At 68.5% G+C, this 21,601-nt stretch carries 12 protein-coding genes; 4 read left to right on the top strand and 8 right to left on the bottom strand.

Annotated features, from left to right (window positions below; translation table 11 throughout):
* Positions 1-115: 115 nt before the first annotated feature.
* The 3 genes from LJF27_RS25420 (at position 116) to LJF27_RS25410 (ending at position 2,586) form a co-directional block, all read left to right on the top strand.
* Positions 116-1,525 (top strand): aspartate aminotransferase family protein, encoded by a 1,410-nt coding sequence (locus LJF27_RS25420; RefSeq protein ID WP_003089638.1) that lies wholly within the window; start codon positions 116-118, stop codon positions 1,523-1,525.
* Between the two features lie 77 nt (positions 1,526-1,602).
* Positions 1,603-1,821: an MbtH family protein gene (locus LJF27_RS25415; protein ID WP_003089636.1), complete on the top strand. Its 219-nt coding sequence runs from the start codon at positions 1,603-1,605 to the stop codon at positions 1,819-1,821.
* Positions 1,822-2,586 carry a thioesterase II family protein gene (locus LJF27_RS25410; RefSeq protein ID WP_003105945.1) on the top strand — a complete coding sequence of 255 codons (765 nt, stop codon included), beginning with the start codon at positions 1,822-1,824 and terminating at the stop codon, positions 2,584-2,586.
* A 99-nt stretch (positions 2,587-2,685) separates the two neighbouring features.
* Here the strand turns inward: LJF27_RS25410 and LJF27_RS25405 are convergent, their stop codons facing one another.
* The 8 genes from LJF27_RS25405 to LJF27_RS25370 are packed head-to-tail and all read right to left on the bottom strand — an operon-like array spanning position 2,686 to position 8,870.
* Positions 2,686-3,603, bottom strand: a complete 918-nt coding sequence (locus tag LJF27_RS25405; RefSeq protein WP_003116922.1) for a metal ABC transporter solute-binding protein, Zn/Mn family — start codon at positions 3,601-3,603, stop codon at positions 2,686-2,688.
* Complete coding sequence (locus LJF27_RS25400) at positions 3,600-4,505, bottom strand: metal ABC transporter permease (protein ID WP_003143978.1); 906 nt, start codon at positions 4,503-4,505, stop codon at positions 3,600-3,602. Before LJF27_RS25400 ends, LJF27_RS25405 begins: the two co-directional genes overlap by 4 nt.
* Positions 4,502-5,257, bottom strand: coding sequence for a metal ABC transporter ATP-binding protein (locus tag LJF27_RS25395; RefSeq protein WP_003106905.1), 756 nt, complete (start codon positions 5,255-5,257; stop codon positions 4,502-4,504). Before LJF27_RS25395 ends, LJF27_RS25400 begins: the two co-directional genes overlap by 4 nt.
* Positions 5,254-6,207 carry a metal ABC transporter substrate-binding protein gene (locus LJF27_RS25390; protein ID WP_023116891.1) on the bottom strand — a complete coding sequence of 318 codons (954 nt, stop codon included), beginning with the start codon at positions 6,205-6,207 and terminating at the stop codon, positions 5,254-5,256. The genes LJF27_RS25395 and LJF27_RS25390 overlap by 4 nt, the downstream gene beginning before the upstream one ends.
* A 32-nt stretch (positions 6,208-6,239) precedes the next feature.
* Positions 6,240-6,800 (bottom strand): DUF6162 family protein, encoded by a 561-nt coding sequence (locus LJF27_RS25385; protein WP_019371751.1) that lies wholly within the window; start codon positions 6,798-6,800, stop codon positions 6,240-6,242.
* Positions 6,797-7,126 (bottom strand): hypothetical protein, encoded by a 330-nt coding sequence (locus LJF27_RS25380; protein ID WP_003089624.1) that lies wholly within the window; start codon positions 7,124-7,126, stop codon positions 6,797-6,799. Before LJF27_RS25380 ends, LJF27_RS25385 begins: the two co-directional genes overlap by 4 nt.
* Positions 7,123-7,662 carry a hypothetical protein gene (locus LJF27_RS25375; protein ID WP_003089621.1) on the bottom strand — a complete coding sequence of 180 codons (540 nt, stop codon included), beginning with the start codon at positions 7,660-7,662 and terminating at the stop codon, positions 7,123-7,125. Before LJF27_RS25375 ends, LJF27_RS25380 begins: the two co-directional genes overlap by 4 nt.
* Positions 7,659-8,870 (bottom strand): PepSY-associated TM helix domain-containing protein, encoded by a 1,212-nt coding sequence (locus LJF27_RS25370; RefSeq protein ID WP_003143985.1) that lies wholly within the window; start codon positions 8,868-8,870, stop codon positions 7,659-7,661. The genes LJF27_RS25375 and LJF27_RS25370 overlap by 4 nt, the downstream gene beginning before the upstream one ends.
* 318 nt (positions 8,871-9,188) lie before the next feature.
* On the opposite strand from LJF27_RS25370, the gene LJF27_RS25365 reads away from it, so the two are divergent.
* Positions 9,189-21,599: a non-ribosomal peptide synthase/polyketide synthase gene (locus LJF27_RS25365; protein WP_025921229.1), complete on the top strand. Its 12,411-nt coding sequence runs from the start codon at positions 9,189-9,191 to the stop codon at positions 21,597-21,599.
* Positions 21,600-21,601 lie beyond the last annotated feature (2 nt).

Raw genomic sequence — 21,601 nt, 5'->3', positions numbered from 1 at the left:
AGTAAATCCGTGCGTCCCTCCTGCGTCTCCTGTGCATCCGATCCGCGAATGCCGCCCCTGGCGGCCGGATCGCCGGTTGCCAGTGGAACACCACCACGCCTTGAGGGTTGAAGACATGCACGTCGCCACCAGCGTCATCGAAGACCAGCCGCTCCGCGCCACCCCGGCGGAGGGCGAAACGCTCTACGAGTTCTCCCAGTCGCCCTTGCTGGAACGGCAAAGCCGCCAGGAGTCCAACGCGCGCAGCTATCCGCGGCGGATTCCGCTGGCGCTGAAGAAGGCCAGGGGGCTGCTGGTGGAGGACGTCGAGGGGCGTACCTTCATCGATTGCCTGGCCGGCGCAGGCACCCTGGCGCTGGGGCACAACCATCCGGTGGTGATCGAGGCGATCCGCCAGGTTCTGGCCGACGAGCTGCCGCTGCACACCCTCGACCTGACCACCCCGGTGAAGGACCAGTTCGTCCAGGACCTGTTCGGCCTGCTGCCGCCGGCGCTGGCCGCCGAGGCGAAGATCCAGTTCTGCGGCCCGACCGGCACCGACGCGGTGGAAGCCGCGCTGAAACTGGTACGCACCGCCACCGGGCGCAGCACCATCCTGTCGTTCCAGGGCGGCTACCACGGCATGAGCCAGGGCGCGCTGGGGCTGATGGGCAATCTCGGACCGAAGAAGCCGCTGGGCGCGGTGCTCAGCACGGGCGTGCAGTTCCTGCCGTATCCCTACGATTACCGTTGCCCGTTCGGTCTCGGCGGCGAGGCGGGGGTCAAGGCGAACCTGCACTACCTGGAGAACCTGCTGAACGATCCGGAAGGCGGCGTGCAGTTGCCGGCGGCGGTGATCGTCGAGGTGGTCCAGGGCGAGGGCGGCGTGGTCCCGGCCGATCTCGACTGGCTGCGCGGCTTGCGGCGGATCACCGAGCAGGCCGGGGTGGCGCTGATCGTCGACGAGATCCAGAGCGGCTTCGCCCGTACCGGCAGGATGTTCGCCTTCGAGCACGCCGGCATCGTCCCCGACGTGGTGGTGCTGTCCAAGGCCATCGGCGGCAGCCTGCCGCTGGCGGTGGTGGTCTACCGCGAATGGCTGGACAAATGGCAGCCCGGCGCCCACGCCGGCACCTTCCGTGGCAACCAGATGGCCATGGCCGCCGGTTCGGCGGTGATGCGCTACCTGAAGGAACACGACCTGGCGGCCCACGCGGCGGCCATGGGCGAGCGCCTGGCCGAGCACCTGCGCATCCTCCAGCGCGACTATCCGCAACTGGGCGATATCCGCGGTCGGGGGCTGATGCTCGGGGTCGAGATCGTCGACCCGCAGGGCGAGGCGGATGCCCTCGGTCATCCGCCGACCGACGGCGCCCTGGCCTCGCGGGTCCAGCGCGAGTGCCTGAGGCGCGGCCTGATCCTCGAACTGGGCGGCCGCCACGGCAGCGTGGTGCGCTTCCTGCCGCCGCTGATCATCGGCGCCGAACAGATCGACGAGGTGGCCCGGCGTTTCGCCCGCGCCCTCGGCGCGGCGCTGGCCGGCTAATTTTCCCGCCGGGCTTTTCGTTATCCAACGCAAGGGCCGTGCTGCGCGCGGCCGTTCGATCCCATCAGGAGCAAGCAATGACTTCAGTGTTCGACCGTGACGACATCCAGTTCCAGGTAGTGGTCAACCATGAGGAGCAGTATTCCATCTGGCCGGAATACAAGGAGATTCCCCAGGGCTGGCGGGCGGCCGGCAAGAGCGGCCTGAAGAAGGACTGCCTGGCCTACATCGAGGAAGTCTGGACCGACATGCGCCCGCTGAGCCTGCGCCAGCACATGGACAAGGCGGCCGGCTGAGTGGGCGGTACGCCCGTACGGCTGTTCTGCCTGCCGTATTCCGGCGCCAGCGCCATGACCTACAGCCGCTGGCGGCGCAAGCTGCCGGCCTGGCTGGCGGTGCGTCCGGTGGAGTTGCCGGGGCGCGGGGCGCGGATGGCCGAGCCGTTGCAGACCGACCTGGCGAGCCTGGCGCAGCAACTGGCGCGCGAGCTGCACGACGAGGTCCGCCAGGGCCCCTACGCGATGCTCGGCCACAGCCTCGGCGCCTTGCTCGCCTGCGAGGTGCTGTATGCCTTGCGCGAGCTGGGTTGCCCGACGCCGCTGGGGTTCTTCGCCTGCGGCACCGCGGCGCCGTCGCGACGCGCCGAGTATGACCGCGGTTTCGCCGAACCGAAGAGCGACGCCGAGCTGATCGCCGACCTGCGCGACCTGCAAGGTACGCCGGAAGAGGTGCTGGGCAACCGCGAGCTGATGAGCCTGACCCTGCCGATCCTGCGCGCCGATTTCCTGCTCTGCGGCAGCTATCGTCACCAGCGGCGCCCGCCGCTGGCCTGTCCGATCCGAACGCTTGGCGGCAGGGAGGACAAGGCCAGCGAGGAACAGTTGCTGGCCTGGGCCGAGGAAACCCGCAGCGGTTTCGAACTGGAACTGTTCGACGGCGGGCACTTCTTCATCCATCAGCGCGAGGCCGAGGTGCTGGCGGTCGTCGAGCGCCAGGTCGAGGCCTGGCGCGCGGGGCAGGGCGCCGCGGCGTTGGCGGTGGAGTCGGCGGCGATCTGCTGATGCCCGCGAGGGCGCCATAGGCCCTGCGGCGGGTCCGATGTCGACGAAAAAAAGGCCGGGGAGCAGCGCTCCCCGGCCTTTTTCGTTACGAGGCGCGGCTCAGCCTTGACCGGCCAGCAGCCCTTCGACTATCGCTTTCATGTCGCTTTCCAGGCCGGCCACCGGGTCCGCCGCCTCGGTGTCCACCACTACCAGGCGTGCGCCGCTGGCGGCGATGGCATCGGCGAGGGGCTTGGGTGGCTGGCGATGGTGCAGGACCAGGGCGATATCCTCGCTCTTCAGCTCCTCGGCGAAAGCCTGGATATTGGTCTCGGTCCAGCCGTCGTCGGCCTGGATCTCCACGTCCAGCGGGTCCAGGTTGAGCCCGGCGAGCAGGTAGCCGAGGCGTTCGGAGAGGCTGATCACGCTGAGGTTGTCGGCCTTCGCCAGGCGAGTCTCGTTACTGGCGGTCGCTTCCAGCAATTGCTTCTTCAGCGTCGCCAGGTTGGCCTGGATGGTCGCTGCGGCGCCGGGCGCCAGGCGTTCCAGGTCGCTGGCGAGGACATCGGCCATGCGCCCCAGGTTGGTCGGGTTGAGCCAGGGGTAGGCATGCAGGTCGCTGCCGGGGCGCAGGGCGATGCCGGGCAGGGCGCCGTCCACCGGACGCGCGGCGTCGATCTCGACGATACGGATATTGCTACGGCGGGCCAGCGGGTAGAGCGGGTCGTCGCTCCAGATCGAGCGCAGGTCGATCACCGCGTCGGCCTGCCCGGCGGCCTTGGCCAGGCCGCCGGCGCCGCGCCCGGCGAAGAACGAGGCCTGGCGGCTGGCCGGCAGGTTGGCCGGGGCGACCCGTTGCAGCTTGACCTCGGTGTCCCGCAGCAGGCGTTCGGCGAGGGCGTGGGTGACCGGCAGGCTGGCCAGTACCGTGACTGGCGCGGACTGGGCCGCGGCCGGCGTCGCGGCGAGGGCCGGGAGCGGGCCGGCGAGTCCGGCGCAAGCCAGGGCCAGGGCGAGGCAATGGGGTTTCAGGTTCATCCGGGGGTTCCTTTCAGGTGCGGCAGGCAGCCGCGAGCGATGGCGGCGAGGCCGAAGGCCAGGCCGGCGACCAGGATGATCGCGGCGCCGGAGGGAATCGGCAGGTCGAACATGATCGGCAACAGGATACCGGCCAGCGTGCTGACGGTGGCGATCAGCACCGCCAGCCAGAAGAACCCTTTCAGCGACTGGCTGACCAGGCGCGCCGCCGCCGCCGGGATCACCAGCAGGGCTCCGACCAGGATCGCGCCGATCACTTTCACCGCGGCGACGGTGACCAGGGTCACCAGGGCCACGAACAGGTAGTCCAGGCTCTTCACCGCGACCCCGCGCACCGCCGCCAGTTGCGGGTTGAAGCTGGCCAGCATGATGCGGTTGTACAGCGGCAGGGCCAGGCACGGCACCAGCATGGCGACCGCCGCCAGCACCGCGAGGTCATGGCCGTTCACGGTCAGCACCGAGCCGAACAGCACGTTCTCGAGGATATGCACGTTGATCTTGCCCGCCAGCACCAGCAACAGGCTGGCGCCGAGCGCCAGGGACACCGAGAGGAACACCCCGATCAGGGTGTCCGGGGCCAGGCCGGTGCGGTTGCGCAGGTAGTTGAGCAGGACGCCGAACAGCAGGCAGTAGCCGAACAGGCTGCCGTAGGGCCCGGTGTAGGGCTCGCCGAGAAGGATGCCGATGGCCACGCCGGTGAGCGCGGCGTGGCCGACCGCCTCGGAGAAGAAGGCGAAGCGCTTGACCACCACCAGGGTGCCGAGGCCGCCGAGCACCGGGCCGATCAGCAGGCCGGCGAGGAGCGCGTTGACGACGAAGCCGTAGGCCAGGGTCTCCGGCAGGTAGCCGGCGGCGGCCCAGGCCTGGACGGCCTGGCGCAGTTGTTCGTAGGCGTCGTTCATCGGCTGGCCTCCGCGTTCTTCCGGGGCTGGGTGGAGAACAGCGTGAGCAGGCGTTCCGGGGTCAGGCTGCTGGCCGCCGGACCGTCGAACAGCAGGTGGCGGTTGAGACCGCTGACCCGGTCGGCGAGGCGGCCGACGGCCTCCAGGTCGTGCTCGATCCAGAGCACGGTGACGCCGGCCTGGCGCCAGTCCAGCAGCAGCCGCTCGAAGACCTGGATGCCGCCCTCGTCGAGGGCCGACATCGGTTCGTCCAGCACCAGCAGTTGCGGCGGCGGTACCAGGCCCTGCGCCAGCAGCACGCGCTGGCGCTCGCCGCCGGAGAGGGCGCCCATGCGCCGACCGCGCTTGGCCAGCATGCCGACCCGTTCCAGGGCCGCGTCGATCGCCGGGCGCCGGCTGCGCGACAGGCCGAGGAAGGCCGGACGGCGCTGGCACATGGCGGCCATGAAATCGTCGACGGTGAGCGGCAGGCCGCGGTCGAACTCCAGCGCCTGCGGCACGTAGCCGATGCAGCCGGGCGCGCCGGGCCACTCCAGGCGCAGCTCGCCGCGATGCGGCATCTGCCCGAGCAGGGTCTTGACCAGCGAACTCTTGCCGCCGCCGTTCGGTCCGACCAGCGCGTGCACGCTACCGGCCTCGACGCGCAGGCGCACGCCATCGAGGATGCGGCTGCCGCCGAGACTCAGGTCGATCCCGGCGAACTCGATGGCCGGCCCGCAAGGCGTGGCGCAAAGCCGTTCGGCCACGGTCATGCGCCGGACTCCTGGATGGCGCGGACCACGGTGTCGAGGTTGCGCGCCATTTCTTCCTCGTACTTGCCGGCGCTGTAGTCGCCATAGGAAATGTGCGACAGCGAATAGAGCTTCACCCCGGACTCGCGCTGGATGGTCTCGACGTAGGTGGAGGGGAAGTCGATCTCGGAGAAGATCACCTTCACGTCCAGCGCCTTGAGCTGGTCGATGGTCTTCTTCAACTGGCTCGGACTCGGCTCGATGCCGTGGGCCGGCTCGACCACGGCGGTGACTTCCAGGCCGAATTCGCGCAGCAGGTAGTCGTAGGCGCCGTGGATGGTGGCGACGCGGAAGTCGGCGGCCGGGGCCTTGTTCAGCCGCGCCAGGGCGTCGGCGCGCAGGGCCCGCAGGCGCTTGGCGTAGGCCCGGGCGTTGCGGGTGTAGACCTTGGCGTTGGCCGGGTCGAGCTTGCCCAGTTCGCGGGCGATGGTGTTGACCTGGGTGATCGAGGCGCTGATGGACAGGAAGGTATGCGGGTTGACCACCTTGCCGGCGCCGCGCGCGGCCATGCCAGTGGCGGCCAGCAGCGGCACCTTGGCGTTGGCCTCGATCACCGGGATGCCGGGCTTTTCGCTGGAGGCGATCATGCGCTCGGCGAAATCGTCGTGGCCGACGCCGTTGAGCACCACCACGTCGAGCGTGCCGATGCGCTTGATGTCCTCGGCACGCGGCTCGTAGGCATGCGGGTTGAAACCGGCGGGGATCAGCGGCACCACCTCGGCCTTGTCGCCGACGATGTTGCTCACGTAGCTGTAGTAGGGATGCAGGGTGATGCCGATGCGCAGGCGCTTGCCGTCTTCGGCCTGGGCCAGCGGGGCGAGCAGGGCCAGCAGCAGGGCGGCCAGCAGGGCACGGCCCGGGAGGAGGGCGGCGAGGCCGCGCGGACGGGATGAACGACGGGAGAACAGCATGGAAAAACGCCTTCTGTGGAGTCGATGTGCGATCAATGGCGGTGCTGACGGGTCACGCCGGCGTCGAAGCGGCTGACCACCTGGCGCCAGCCGGCGTCGGCCAGGGCTCGGGCGTCGCCCGGTACGGCGCCGGCAGCGGCCGCGGCGGGCTTCAGCCAGACTTCGGCGGGGCCGAGCAGCAGGAGGAACGAGCCGGCCACCCCGGGCTTGCCGCTGACGCCCAGGTAGCTCGGACGCCCGGCGGTTTCGCCGTGGCTCCAGCGGTGCTCGCCGCGGCTGCTTGCGGCGACGTCGGCGACGAAGGGCGGGAAGCCCTCGGCGGCCAGTTCGTCGACGGAGGGCGCGGCTTCGCCGTCGTCCAGGCGCGCCTGGATGTCTTCGGCGGCGACCTGCAGGTCGGCATAGATGCCCTGTTCGGCGGCATTCAGGTCGAGCCGGGCGTCCACCTGGTGGGCGTCCAGGGCTTGCGCTTCATGGGACTGCTGGCGCAGCCCGACCACCGTGGCGGCGAGGGCCAGGATCAGCACGCTGCCGAGCAGTACGTAGAGGGTCTCGTGGCCGGCGCCGGCCGGGCGGACGGTTTCGACGCTCATGGCGCGGCGATGTCGGCGTGGTCGATTTCCACCACGTGGCCGGGGCCGGCGTCGAACAGCACGTAGAACTCGCCGTCGGGACGCTTGAAGGTCAGGGTCGAGTCGGCGCCGAGCTTGCCGGGAACCAGGATCTGCTCGTCGTAGCCGATCACGTCGAGGGTTACGCCGGGGGCGCCGCTGCCGTCGGAGAAACCGCCCTTGCAGCGGATCTCGCCGGCCTGCACTTCCTCGCATTCGCAGATCGGGTTGTGCGCCAGGGCCGCGCCGCTCAGGCCGAGCAACAGGGCGGCCAGGGGCAGGCGCCAGGGGCGGGTGTGGATGCTCATTGCTTACCTCGTTTGTTCAGCCAGGCCACGGTGGCGGGGGATGCCTCGGCCAGGGGAATGGAAGCCTGGTGCATGGAGCCGTCCCAGCCTTCCATGGTGATCCACAGCTCGGCGTCGGGCCGGGTGCGCGGCGGGATCGGCACGCTGGTGCCCATGCGGTAGGGGCTGCCGAAGAAGATCACCCCGGCGGCACGCAGGCTGCGCGGCTTGCCGATGCGCAGGTAGGTCGCCTTGACCTGGGGAATGCAGGCCTGGCAGAGGGCGGCATTGAAGTCCTTCATGAAGCCGGCGGGGCCTTCGTCGTGCGGCGGTTCGATACGCATTTCCGCCAGGCGCAGGCTCCAGGGGCCGACCTGGATCTCGCCCGCCTCTCGTTCGCCGAGGCCGCTGGTGCCGCGGAACAGTGCGACGTCGGCGAAATAACGCGGCATGAAACCGAGTGGGATCAGGATCAGCAGAACGTTCAGGTGGAAACGCCAGCGCAGCCAGAACTGGCGCAGCGGCGAAACGGGCTGGGCAACGGCGGCCTTGCTCATGGCTGTCCCTCCGCGGTCTGGTTGGCCATTACCGGCGCCGGCTTGGCCGGTTTTGGCTGGCGCGCCGGGCGCTTGCCGCGCTTGACCAGCGCGGCGGTGGCCTGTGCGGTGCGCTTGCTCCAGATCAGCAGGCCGCTGAGCACCATCATGCTCAGCAGCAGGCCGAAGACGAACCAGATCAGCTTGACCCAGATACCGCCGAAATCGCCGGTGTGCAGGGGACGCATGGATTCGGTGACGAACTCCAGCGGGGTGCGGTCGCCGAGCAGGCGGGAAGACTCGATCCTGCCGTTGTAGGGATTGATCGCTGCCGACTGGTACATCAGCGGGTACCAGCCGCGGCCATAGACATAGAGCGGGCTGTAGGCGTTGCCGGGGAGGAACAGCCCGCTGGCTTCCAAGCCGGAAATGTCCCGAGTGGCGATGCGCACGGCCTCGTCGAGGTCGATCTGCACAGCCGGCTGGCCGGAAGGCGAGAGCGGCACCTCGCTGCGGGCGATGACCGGCGGCGGGCCTTCGCTGGAGAGAGTGATGTGATTGTCGGCGAGGATCGCCTGGATCAGGAACCAGGTGCCGGTGATGGAGATCACGGCGATGAACCAGATCGACCAGATGCCGCTCAGGCGGTGGAAATCGCCCCAGAAGATGCGCGCGCCCTGGCTGATGCGCAGGCGTGGTCTGAAGAAACCCTTCCAGAATCGTTTATAGACCACCAGACCGGTGACCAGCGAGGCCAACATCGGCAGGCCGAGCAACGAAACCAGGTACCAGCCCCAACTGTAGCCATTGTTGAACGGAACCAGCCACCAGCCGTGCAAGGCACGGGTGAACTGGCGGAAATCGAAGTGGGGGCTCTTGCCCTGGATGGTACCTGTGTAGGGATTCACGTAGAGCGCAGCGCTGCTGCCGTCGGGATAGCTGACATCCACGGTCAGGGCGAAGTGGGATTCGTCGGGGCGTTCGATCGATTCGACCTTCAGCTCGGGCCGGGTCTGATTGATGCTGGCGAGGACCTGGCTGTAGCTCAGCGGTTCGGCGGAGTCGCTTGGCTTGCTGGCACGGATTTCCGGGTTGGCCAGCCAGACGATCTCCTGGCTGACCACCGCCAGGGTGCCGGTGACGCAGACGATCAGGACGAAGAACCAGATGGGCAGGGCCAGCCAGCTGTGGACGAGGAACCAGAGTCTGGAGCGGGACTTTTTCGACATGAGGCTAACGGTAGGTTAGGGGTCGTGGGCACCGACCATGGGTTGCGGGGACTGGATGCGCCCCGTTCATCCATATAGGACGAATGAGGCCGGTAGAACCTGAAGGGGAAGATGAAAGCAAATGTTTCGCAGTTGCTTTCAGCCTGGCGCCGGCGGCTTGTCCGAGGGCTTCCGTAAACGCCTGATGGCTATGCAAAAAAACCGATCGGCCAAGGTGCGACCGGAAGTCGCTGTCCGGTTAATTTTCACGATGTGTCGTCCGTTTCACATGAATGACCGAGCCCCGCGCTCGTTGCCCATGTGCACGGAAGAAGACCGATGAACGCAGAAGATTCCCTCAAGCTCGCCCGCCGCTTTATCGAATTACCCGTTGAGAAGCGTCGGGTCTTCCTCGAAACCCTGCGAGGGGAGGGAATCGATTTCTCGCTGTTCCCGATTCCGGCCGGCGTGTCTTCGGCCGAGCGCGACCGCCTGTCCTACGCCCAGCAGCGCATGTGGTTCCTCTGGCACCTGGAGCCACAGAGCGGCGCCTACAACCTGCCCAGCGCGGTGCGCCTGAACGGGCCGCTGGACCGCCAGGCGCTGGAGCGCGCCTTCGCCAGCCTGGTGCAGCGTCACGAAACCCTGCGCACGGTGTTCCCGCGCGGCGCCGACGACAGCCTGGCGCAGGCGCCCCTGCAACGCCCGCTGGAGGTTGCCTTCGAGGATTGCAGCGGCCTGCCCGAGGCCGAGCAGGAAGCCCGCCTGCGCGAGGAGGCGCAGCGCGAGTCGTTGCAGCCGTTCGACCTGTGCGAGGGGCCGTTGCTGCGGGTCCGCCTGATCCGCCTGGGCGAGGAGCGGCATGTGCTGCTGTTGACCCTGCATCACATCGTGTCCGACGGCTGGTCGATGAACGTGCTGATCGAAGAATTCAGTCGTTTCTACAGTGCCTATGCGACTGGCGCGGAGCCCGGCCTGTCGGCCTTGCCGATCCAGTACGCCGATTACGCCCTGTGGCAGCGCAGCTGGCTGGAGGCCGGTGAGCAGGAGCGCCAGCTGGAGTACTGGCGCGGCAAGCTCGGCGAGCGGCATCCGGTCCTGGAGTTGCCGACCGACCACCCGCGTCCGGCGGTTCCCAGCTACCGTGGCAGCCGTTACGAGTTCAGCATCGAGCCGGCCCTGGCCGAGGCCCTGCGCGGCACCGCCCGACGCCAGGGGCTGACCCTGTTCATGCTGTTGCTCGGCGGCTTCAATATCCTCCTGCAACGCTATAGCGGGCAGACCGACCTGCGGGTCGGCGTCCCCATCGCCAACCGCAACCGCGCCGAGGTGGAAGGGCTGATCGGCCTGTTCGTCAACACCCAGGTGCTGCGCTCGGTATTCGACGGCCGCACGTCGGTGGCGACCCTGCTGGCCGGGCTCAAGGACACCGTGCTTGGCGCCCAGGCCCATCAGGATCTGCCGTTCGAACGCCTGGTCGAGGCGTTCAAGGTCGAGCGCAGCCTGAGCCACAGCCCGCTGTTCCAGGTGATGTACAACCACCAGCCGCTGGTGGCCGACATCGAGGCGCTGGACAGCGTGGCCGGCCTGAGCTTCGGCCAGCTCGACTGGAAGAGCCGTACCACCCAGTTCGACCTGAGCCTGGATACCTACGAGAAGGGCGGCCGCCTGTACGCCGCGCTGACCTACGCGACCGACCTGTTCGAGGCGCGGACCGTCGAGCGCATGGCGCGGCATTGGCAGAACCTGCTGCGCGGCATGCTGGAAAACCCGCAGGCCAGCGTCGACTCGCTGCCGATGCTCGATGCCGAGGAGCGCTACCAGTTGCTGGAAGGCTGGAACGCCACTGCGGCCGAGTACCCGCTGCAACGCGGCGTGCACCGGTTGTTCGAGGAGCAGGTCGAGCGCACGCCGACGGCGCCGGCGCTGGCCTTCGGCGAGGAGCGCCTGGACTACGCCGAGCTGAACCGCCGGGCCAACCGCCTGGCGCATGCCCTGACCGAGCGCGGGGTCGGTGCGGACCGCCTGGTGGGCGTGGCCATGGAGCGCTCCATCGAGATGGTCGTGGCACTGATGGCGATCCTCAAGGCCGGGGGCGCCTACGTGCCGGTGGACCCGGAATATCCCGAGGAGCGCCAGGCCTACATGCTGGAGGACAGCGGTGTGGAGCTGCTGCTTAGCCAGTCGCACCTGAAGCTGCCGCTGGCGCAAGGTGTGCAACGGATCGACCTGGACCAGGCCGATGCCTGGCTGGAAAACCATGCCGAGAACAATCCAGGGATCGAGCTGAACGGCGAGAACCTCGCCTATGTCATCTACACCTCCGGTTCCACCGGCAAGCCCAAGGGTGCCGGCAACCGCCATTCGGCGCTGAGCAACCGCTTGTGCTGGATGCAGCAGGCCTACGGCCTGGGCGTCGGCGACACGGTGTTGCAGAAGACCCCGTTCAGCTTCGACGTGTCGGTCTGGGAGTTCTTCTGGCCGCTGATGAGCGGGGCGCGTTTGGTGGTGGCCGCGCCGGGCGACCATCGCGACCCGGCGAAGCTGGTGGAGCTGATCAACCGCGAAGGGATCGATACGCTGCACTTCGTGCCGTCGATGCTGCAGGCCTTCCTGCAGGATGAAGACGTCGCCTCCTGCACCAGCCTGAAACGCATCGTTTGCAGCGGCGAGGCGCTGCCGGCGGACGCCCAGCAGCAGGTGTTCGCCAAGCTGCCGCAGGCCGGCCTCTATAACCTCTATGGCCCGACCGAGGCGGCCATCGACGTCACCCACTGGACCTGCGTGGAGGAGGGCAAGGACGCGGTGCCGATCGGCCGGCCGATCGCCAACCTGGCCTGCTACATCCTCGATGGCAACCTGGAGCCGGTGCCGGTGGGCGTGCTCGGCGAGCTGTACCTGGCCGGGCAGGGCCTGGCCCGTGGCTACCACCAGCGTCCGGGGCTGACTGCCGAGCGTTTCGTCGCCAGCCCGTTCGTGGCTGGGGAGCGGATGTACCGCACCGGCGACCTGGCGCGCTACCGCGCCGATGGGGTGATCGAGTACTCCGGGCGGATCGACCATCAGGTGAAGCTGCGCGGCTTGCGCATCGAGCTGGGCGAGATCGAGGCGCGCCTGCTGGAGCATCCGTGGGTGCGCGAGGCGGCGGTGCTGGCGGTGGGCGGCAGGCAGTTGGTCGGCTACGTGGTGCTGGAGAGCGAGGGCGGCGACTGGCGCGAAGCGCTGGCCGCGCACCTGGCGGCGAGCCTGCCGGAATACATGGTGCCGGCGCAGTGGCTGGCGCTGGAGCGGATGCCGCTGAGTCCGAACGGCAAGCTGGATCGCAAGGCGCTACCGGCGCCTGAAGTAAGCGTGGCGCAGGCAGGCTACAGCGCACCGCGCAACGCAGTGGAGCGAACCCTGGCGGAAATCTGGCAGGACCTGCTGGGCGTTGAGCGGGTCGGCCTGGACGACAACTTCTTCAGCCTCGGCGGCGACTCGATCGTCTCGATCCAGGTAGTTAGCCGTGCGCGCCAGGCCGGATTGCAACTGAGCCCGCGCGACCTGTTCCAGCACCAGAACATCCGCAGCCTGGCCCTGGCGGCCAAGGCGGGTGCGGCGACGGCGGAACAGGGGCCGGCAAGCGGCGAGGTGGCGCTGGCGCCGGTACAGCGCTGGTTCTTCGAGCGGGCGATTCCCAACCGCCAGCACTGGAACCAGTCTCTCTTGTTGCAGGCGCGCCAGCCGCTCGACGGCGACCGGCTGGGGCGTGCCCTGGAACGCCTGCAGGCGCAGCACGATGCCCTGCGCCTGCGTTTCCGCGAAGAGCGCGGCGCCTGGCACCAGGCCTACGCCGAGCAGGCCGGCGAGCCGCTGTGGCGCCGGCAGGCGGGGTCCGAGGAGGCGTTGCTGGCGCTTTGCGAAGAAGCCCAGCGCAGCCTCGACCTCGAACAGGGGCCGCTGCTGCGTGCACTGCTGGTGGACATGGCCGACGGCAGCCAGCGCCTGCTGCTGGTCATCCACCACCTGGCGGTGGACGGGGTGTCCTGGCGCATCCTGCTGGAAGACCTGCAGCGTCTCTATGCCGACCTCGACGCCGATCTCGGGCCGCGTAGCAGTTCCTACCAGGCCTGGAGCCGGCACCTGCACGAACAGGCCGGCGCGCGCCTGGACGAACTCGACTACTGGCAGGCGCAACTGCACGACGCTCCGCATGCGCTGCCATGCGAAAACCCGCACGGAGCCCTGGAAAACCGCCATGAGCGCAAGCTCGTCCTGACCCTGGACGCCGAGCGTACCCGGCAGTTGCTGCAGGAAGCCCCGGCGGCCTACCGGACCCAGGTCAACGACCTGCTGCTGACCGCCCTGGCCCGTGCGACCTGCCGCTGGAGCGGCGACGCCAGCGTGCTGGTGCAGCTCGAAGGGCACGGCCGCGAGGACCTCGGCGAGGCCATCGACCTGAGCCGCACGGTGGGCTGGTTCACCAGCCTGTTCCCGCTGCGCCTGACCCCGGCCGCGGACCTCGGCGAGTCGCTGAAGGCGATCAAGGAGCAACTGCGCGGCGTGCCGGACAAGGGTGTCGGCTACGGCCTGCTGCGCTACCTGGCTGGAGAGGAGGCTGCGACCCGCCTGGCCGCACTGCCGCAGCCGCGGATCACCTTCAATTACCTGGGCCGGTTCGACCGTCAGTTCGATGGAGCGGCGCTGCTGGTACCGGCCACGGAAAGCGCCGGCGCCGCCCAGGATCCGTGCGCCCCGCTGGCCAACTGGTTGAGCATCGAAGGCCAGGTCTACGGCGGCGAGCTGAGCCTGCACTGGAGCTTCAGCCGGGAAATGTTCGCCGAGGCGACCGTCCAGCGCCTGGTCGATGACTACGCGCGGGAGCTGCACGCGCTGATCGAGCATTGCTGCCAGGAGGGCAACGTCGGCGCCACGCCGTCGGACTTCCCCCTCGCGACGTTGCGCCAGGAGCAGTTGGATCGCCTGCCTCTGGCGCGGATCGAGGACATCTACCCGCTGTCGCCGATGCAGCACGGCATGCTGTTCCACTCGCTCTACGAGCAGGCTTCCGGCGATTACCTGAACCAGCTCCGAGTCGACGTCCATGGACTCGATCCCGCGCGCTTCCGCGCCGCCTGGCAGGCGGCGCTGGACAGTCATGACATCCTGCGCGCCGGCTTCCTCTGGCAGGGCGATCTGGAGCAGCCGCTCCAGGTGATCCACAAACACCTCGAACTGCCGTTCGCCGAGCATGACTGGCGTGGTCGCGAAGCGCTCGCCGAGGCTCTCGACGAGCTGGCCGCGAGCGAACGCCGGCGGGGTTTCGAGCTGGAGCAGGCGCCCTTGCTGCGGCTGGTCCTGGTGCGTATGGACGAAGAGCGCTACCACCTGGTCTACACCCACCACCACATCCTGCTGGATGGCTGGAGCAGCGCGCAGCTGCTCGGCGAGGTGCTCGCTCGCTACACCGGCGAACAGGCCGAGCGCACGGGTGGGCGCTACCGCGACTACATCACCTGGCTGCAGGCACAGGACAAGCGCGTCAGCGAAGCATTCTGGAAAGAACAACTGGCGGAACTGCTGGAGCCGACACGCCTGGCCCAGGCGGTCGCCGCCGAGCGCGAGCAGGTCGGCAGCGGCCAGTTCCAGCGCAGCCTGCCGCCGGCACGCACCGCGCGCCTGAAGACGTTCGCCCAGCGGCACGCGGTGACCCTCAATACCCTGGTGCAGGCCGCCTGGTCGCTACTGCTGCAACGCTACACCGGGCAGGATACGGTGGTCTTCGGCGCCACCGTCGCCGGCCGTCCCGCCGAACTGGCCGGGATCGAAAGGCAGATCGGCCTGTTCATCAATACCCTGCCGGTGGTCGCCACACCGCAACCGGGCATGCGCCTCACCGACTGGTTGCAGGAGGTGCAGGCGCGCAGCCTGGCGCTGCGCGAGCAGGAGCACACGCCGCTGTTCGAGATCCAGCGTTGGGCCGGGCTCGGCGAGGCGCTGTTCGACAGCCTGCTGGTATTCGAGAACTACCCTGTGGCCGAAGCCCTGGAAAAGGGGTCGCCAGGCGGCGTGCGCTTCGGCCCGGTGAGCAATCATGAACAGACCAACTACCCGCTGACCGTCGCCCTGGGCGTCGGCGACAGTCTGTCGCTGCAATACAGCTATGACCGTCAGGCGTTTTCCGATGCCGCGGTCGAGCAGTTGGACCGGCACCTGCTGAACTTGCTCGAAGGCTTCGTCGACAACGCCGAACGGACTCTGGTCGAGCTGAGCCTGCTGGATGCCGAGGAGCGCGCGCTGATCGATTCGCTGTGGAACCGCAGCGAGTCGGGCTTCCCCGCTTCGCCGCTGATCCACCAGCGGGTGGCGGAGCGCGCACGCCTGGCCCCGGACGCGCCGGCGGTGCTGTTCGACGACCAGGTGCTGAGCTTCGCCGAGCTGGACAGCCGGGCCAATCGCCTGGCACATGCGCTGATCGCCCGCGGCGTCGGTCCCGAGGTGCGGGTGGCGATCGCCATGCAGCGCAGTGCGGAAATCATGATTGCCTTCCTCGCCGTGCTGAAGTCCGGCGGCGCCTACGTGCCCCTGGACATCGAGTACCCGCGCGAACGCCTGCTGTACATGATGCAGGACAGCCGCGCGCACCTGCTGCTGACCCAGAGCCACCTGCTCGACCGACTGCCGATTCCCGACGGGCTGTCCTGCCTGTGCCTGGACCGCGAACAGGAGTGGGCCGGTTTCCCCGCCCATGATCCAGAGGTGGCGCTGCATGGCGACAACCTGGCCTATGTGATCTACACCTCCGGCTCCACCGGCATGCCCAAGGGCGTGGCAGTGTCCCACGGCCCGCTGGCGGCGCACATCGTGGCTACCGGCGAGCGCTACGAGATGACCCCGGCGGACTGCGAGCTGCACTTCATGTCGTTCGCCTTCGACGGCTCCCATGAAGGCTGGATGCACCCGTTGATCAACGGTGCGCGGGTGCTGATCCGCGACGACAGCCTGTGGCTGCCGGAGCAGACCTACGCGCAGATGCATCGCCACGGCGTCACCGTCGCGGTGTTCCCGCCGGTCTATCTGCAGCAACTGGCCGAGCACGCCGAGCGCGACGGCAACCCGCCGGCGGCCCGGGTCTACTGCTTCGGCGGCGACGCGGTGGCGCAGGCCAGCTACGACCTGGCCTGGCGCGCGCTACGCCCGCAATACCTGTTCAACGGCTACGGACCGACCGAAACGGTGGTCACCCCGCTGCTCTGGAAAGCCCGCCCGGACGACCCCTGTGGCGCCGCCTACATGCCGATAGGTACGCTGCTGGGCAATCGCAGTGGCTACATCCTCGATGCCCAGTTGAACCTGCTGCCGGTCGGTGTGGCCGGTGAGCTGTACCTTGGCGGAGAAGGCGTGGCGCGCGGTTACCTGGAGCGTCCGGCACTGACCGCCGAACGTTTCGTGCCGGATCCCTTCGGCGCGCCCGGCAGCCGCCTGTATCGCAGCGGTGACCTGACCCGTGGGCGGGCGGATGGCGTGGTGGACTACCTGGGACGGGTAGACCACCAGGTGAAGATCCGCGGTTTCCGTATCGAGCTGGGCGAGATCGAGGCACGCCTGCGCGAGCAGGCGGCGGTGCGCGAGGCGGTGGTGGTCGCCCAGGCGGGTGCCAGCGGCCAGCAACTGGTCGGCTACGTGGTCCCGCAGGATCCGGCGCTGGTCGAGGATGCCGGTGCCCAGGCGGCCTGCCGCGACGCCTTGCGCAAGGCGCTGAAGGAACGCTTGCCCGAGTATATGTTGCCGGCGCATCTGCTGTTCCTGGCGTGCATGCCGCTGACCCCCAACGGCAAGCTGGATCGAAAGGCCCTGCCCAAGCCCAGTGCCGACCAGCAGCAACGCGACTACCAGGCACCGCGCAGCGAAGTGGAAAGACAACTGGCGACGATCTGGGCGGAGGTGCTGAAGCTGGAGCAGGTCGGCCTGGCCGACAACTTCTTCGAGATCGGCGGCGATTCCATCATTTCCCTGCAGGTGGTCAGCCGTGCGCGCCAGCTCGGCATCCATTTCACTCCGAAGATGCTCTTCGAGGCGCAGACCATCGGTGCCCTGGCTCCGCTGGCCGAGAGCGGTACGCAGGTGCTGGCGATCGACCAGGGACCGGTGACCGGCGTCACGCCGTTGCTGCCGATCCAGCAGGGTTTCTTCGCCGAAGAGGTCGCCGAGCGCCACTGGTGGAACCAGTCGGTACTCCTGGAAGCCCGCGAGCCGCTCGATGCCCGGCACCTTGAGCAGGCCCTGCGGGGCGTGCTGGCGCACCACGATGCGTTGCGCCTGTCCTTCACCCGCGAGGCGGCCGGCTGGACGGCGCGCCACCGGGGTGTGGAAGAGGGCGCTGCGGCGCTGCTCCGCGTCGCTCGGGTCGCCGACCTGGCGGCGCTGCGGGCGCTTGCCGACGAAGTCCAGCGCAGTCTCGACCTGGCCGATGGGCCGTTGTTGCGCGCCCTGCTGGCGACTTTCGACGACGGCAGCCAGCGCCTGCTGCTGGTTATCCACCATCTGGTAGTGGATGGCGTGTCCTGGCGTATTCTCTTCGAAGACCTGCAGACCGCCTACCGGCAGTTGCTGGCGGGTCAGGCCGTCGAGCTACCGGCCAAGACCAGCGCCTTCAGGGATTGGGCCGAGCGCCTGCGGGCGTTTGCCGGTGACGGCGGCCTGGATGGCGAACTGGCGTACTGGCAAGGGCAATTGCAGGGCGCCTCCAGCGACCTGCCGTGCCTCGACCCGCTGGGCGACCAGAGCAACCGCCATGCCCGTTCGGTCAGTTGCGGACTGGACGCCGAGGCGACCCGGCAATTGCTGCAGGAAGCGCCGGCCGCCTACCGCACCCAGGTCAACGACCTGCTGTTGGCCGCGCTGGCGCGGGTGATCTGCCGCTGGACCGGGCAGGTCGATGCGTTGATCCAGTTGGAAGGACATGGTCGCGAAGAACTCTTCGCCGAGATCGACCTGACGCGCACGGTGGGCTGGTTCACCAGCCTGTTCCCGCTACGCCTGACGCCGGCCGAGGGCATCGCCGCATCGATCAAGGGCATCAAGGAGCAACTGCGCGCGGTGCCGAACAAGGGCATCGGCTTCGGCGCCCTGCGCTACCTGGGCAGCGCGGCGAGCCAGGCAGCCCTGGCCGGGTTGCCGGTGCCGCGCATCACCTTCAACTACCTCGGCCAGTTCGACGGCAGTTTCGCCATGGAGGAGGGCGCATTGTTCGTTCCGGCCGGCGAGCGTGCCGGCGACGACCAGAGCCCGGACGCGCCGCTGGCCAATTGGCTGGCGCTGAACGGACGCATCTATGGCGGCGAACTACGCATCGACTGGAGCTTCAGCGGCGAGCGCTTCGAAATCGCCAGCATCCAGCGCCTGGCCGACGCCTATCGCGACGAACTGCTGGCGCTGATCGCCCACTGCCGCGTGGCCGAGGGCCAGGGTCTGACGCCCTCGGACTTCCCGCTGGCGCGCCTTGACCAGGCGCGTCTCGACCAATTGCCGCTGGCGCCCTGCGAAGTCGAGGACCTCTACCCGCTATCGCCGATGCAGCAGGGCATGCTGTTCCACAGTCTGTACCAGCAGGAGGCCGGCGATTACATCAATCAACTGCGGGTCGACGTCGACGGTCTGCATCCGGAGAGCTTCCGCGCGGCCTGGCAGGCGGCGCTGGACGAGCACGATGTGTTGCGCAGCGGGTTCCTCTGGCAGGGCGCCTTCGAGACGCCGCTGCAGGTGGTGCGCAAGCGTGTCGAGGTGCCGTTCAGCGTACTTGACTGGCGCGGTCGCGAGGACCTGGCGGCGGCCCTCGACGAGCTGGCTGCCGGCGAAGGCCGGCTGGGCTTCGACCTGAGCGAGGCGCCGCTGTTACGCCTGGTACTGGTGCGCACGGACGAAGAGCGCTACCACCTGATCTACACCAATCACCATATCCTGATGGACGGCTGGAGCAACTCGCAGCTGCTCGGCGAGGTACTGCAGCGCTACCGTGGCGAAACGCCGCCGCGCTCCGGCGGCCGCTATCGCGACTACATCGCCTGGTTGCAGCGCCAGGACGCCGCGCTCGCCGAGGCCTTCTGGCTGCCGCGCCTGCGCCAACTGGACGAGCCGACCCGCCTGGGGCAGTCGATCGCCCAGGCCAAGCAGCGCGGCAAGGGCTACGCGGAACGGTTGCGCGAGCTCGATGGCGAGCAGACCCGGCGCCTGGCCGAGCTGGCCCGCGAGCAGAAGATCACCGTCAATACCCTGGTCCAGGCCGCCTGGCTGATGTTGCTGCAACGCTATACCGGACAGGACAGCGTGGCCTTCGGCGCTACTGTCGCCGGTCGCCCGGCGGAACTGAACGGTATCGAGGAGCAGATCGGCCTGTTCATCAATACCCTGCCGGTCATCGCTACCCCGCTTCCGCAGCAGAGCCTGGCGTCGTGGCTGCAGGCGGTGCAGGGCGAGAACCTGGCCCTGCGCGAATTCGAACACACGCCGCTGTACGACATCCAGCGCTGGGCCGGGCAGGGCGGCGAGGCGCTGTTCGACAATATCCTGGTGTTCGAGAACTACCCCGTTTCGCAGATGCTCCAGCAGCAGGCCTCGCAAGGCCTGGCTTTCGGTGCCGTGGGCAACCACGAGCAGACCAACTACCCGTTGACCCTCAGCGTAAGCCTGGGGCAGCGCCTGGAACTGCAGTTCGCCTATGACCGCGAGCATTTCGACGACGCCAGCGTGGCGCGCCTGGATCGTCACCTGACGCACCTGCTGGCGCAGATGGTCGAGCGTCCGGCCAGCACCTGCCTGGCCGAGTTCCAGCTGCTGGAAGCAGCGGAGCGGCGCCAGGCGATCTTCGACTGGGGGCGCAACCCGGGACGCTATCCGGACGAGCGCAGCGTCGAGCAGCTGTTCGCCAGCCGCGCGGCGATGGAGCCCGAGCGGGTGGCATTGCTCTTCGAGGAGCGCCAGCTGAGCTACGGCGAGCTCAACGCCCAGGCCAACCGCCTGGCCCACCGCCTGATCGAGCTGGGCGTGGGGCCTGACGTGCTGGTTGGGATCGCCGTCGAGCGCGGGCTGGAAATGATCGTCAGCCTGCTGGCGGTGCTCAAGGCCGGCGGCGCCTACGTACCGCTGGACCCGGAATATCCGCAGGAGCGCCTCGGCTACATGATCGAGGACAGCGGCATCGCCCTGTTGCTCAGCCAGAGCCACCTGCTGCAACGCCTGCCAGCGGCCTCCGGGATCGCCTGCCTGGCGCTCGACCAGGCGCGGGACTGGCAGGACCGTCCGGCGAGCGACCCGCAGTTGCGGGCGCATCCGCAGAACCTCGCCTACGTGATGTTCACCTCCGGTTCCACCGGCCGTCCCAAGGGCGTCGGCATCAGCCGAGAGAGCCTGTCGCGGCATACCCACGTTTCGCTGGAGTTCTTCGGCATCGGGCCGGACGACCGGGTGCTGCAATTCTCCACCTTCAATTTCGACGGCTTCGTCGAGCAGCTCTACCCACCGCTCGCCTGTGGCGCCTCGGTGGTGCTGCGCGGCACCGAGATCTGGGACAGCGAGACGCTGTACCGGGAGATCGTCGAGCGACGCATCACCACGGTGGACCTGACTACCGCCTACTGGAACATGCTGGCCAAGGACTTCGCCAACCAGGGCGTGCGCGACTACGGCGCGCTCCGTCAGGTCCACGCCGGGGGCGAGGCGATGCCGCCGGAAAGCCTGGTGGCATGGAAGGCCGCCGGGCTGGAGCATGTGCGCCTGCTCAACACCTACGGCCCCACCGAGGCGACCGTCACGGTCACCACCCTGGATTGCGCGCCCTACGTCGACGGCAGCAAGGCGATCCCGGCGACCATGCCGATCGGCAAGGTGCTGCCGGGCCGCGCCATCTATCTGCTGGACGATGCCGGGCAACCGGCGCCGGTCGGGGCGGTCGGCGAGCTGGTGATCGGCGCCGAGCTGCTGGCGCGTGGCTATTTCAAGCGTCCCGACCTGACGGCCGCACGCTTCATTCCCGATCCGTTCGACGAGCAGGGCGGCGGCCGCCTGTACCGCACCGGCGATCTGGCACGCTACGGCGCCGACGGGGTGATCGAGTACGTCGGCCGGGTCGACCATCAAGTCAAGGTCCGTGGCTTCCGCATCGAACTGGGCGAGATCGAGGCCTGCCTCGGCGAGCACCCGGCGGTGCGCGAGGCCCTGGTCATCGCCGTCGAGGGTGCTGCCGGGGCGCAGCTGGTGGCCTATCTGGTGCCGCAAGCGGAAGCGCTGGCTAGCGCCACGCTGGAGGTACAGGCCGCGCTGCGCAACGAGCTGAAGGCCCTGCTGCGCGACAGCCTCCCCGAATACATGGTGCCGGCGCACCTGCTGTTCCTCGAACGCCTGCCGCTGAGCCCCAACGGCAAGGTCGACCGCAAGGCTCTGCCGGCGCCTGACGCCAGTCTCCTTCAGGAGGCCTACGTGGCGCCGCGCAGCGAGCTGGAATGCCAGGTCGCGGCGATCTGGCAGGAGGTGCTGAAACTCCAGCGGGTTGGCCTCGACGACCATTTCTTCGAACTCGGCGGGCACTCGCTGCTGGCCATCAACGTGATTTCGCGCATTCAACTGGAGCTGGGCATGAAGCTCACCCCCCAACTGTTGTTCCAATTCCCGACCCTGGGGCTTTTCGTCAGCAATCTGGAAAAGGCCGGTGGGCAGGTCGACACATCGAAACTGAACAAGCTGGAAGCCCTGCTTGATGAAATGGAGGAAGTTTGAAT

It is taken from the genome of Pseudomonas sp. 203-8 (assembly GCF_020708595.1).
GTDB lineage: Bacteria > Pseudomonadota > Gammaproteobacteria > Pseudomonadales > Pseudomonadaceae > Pseudomonas > Pseudomonas aeruginosa.
This window is presented reverse-complemented; position numbering and strand designations above follow the sequence as displayed.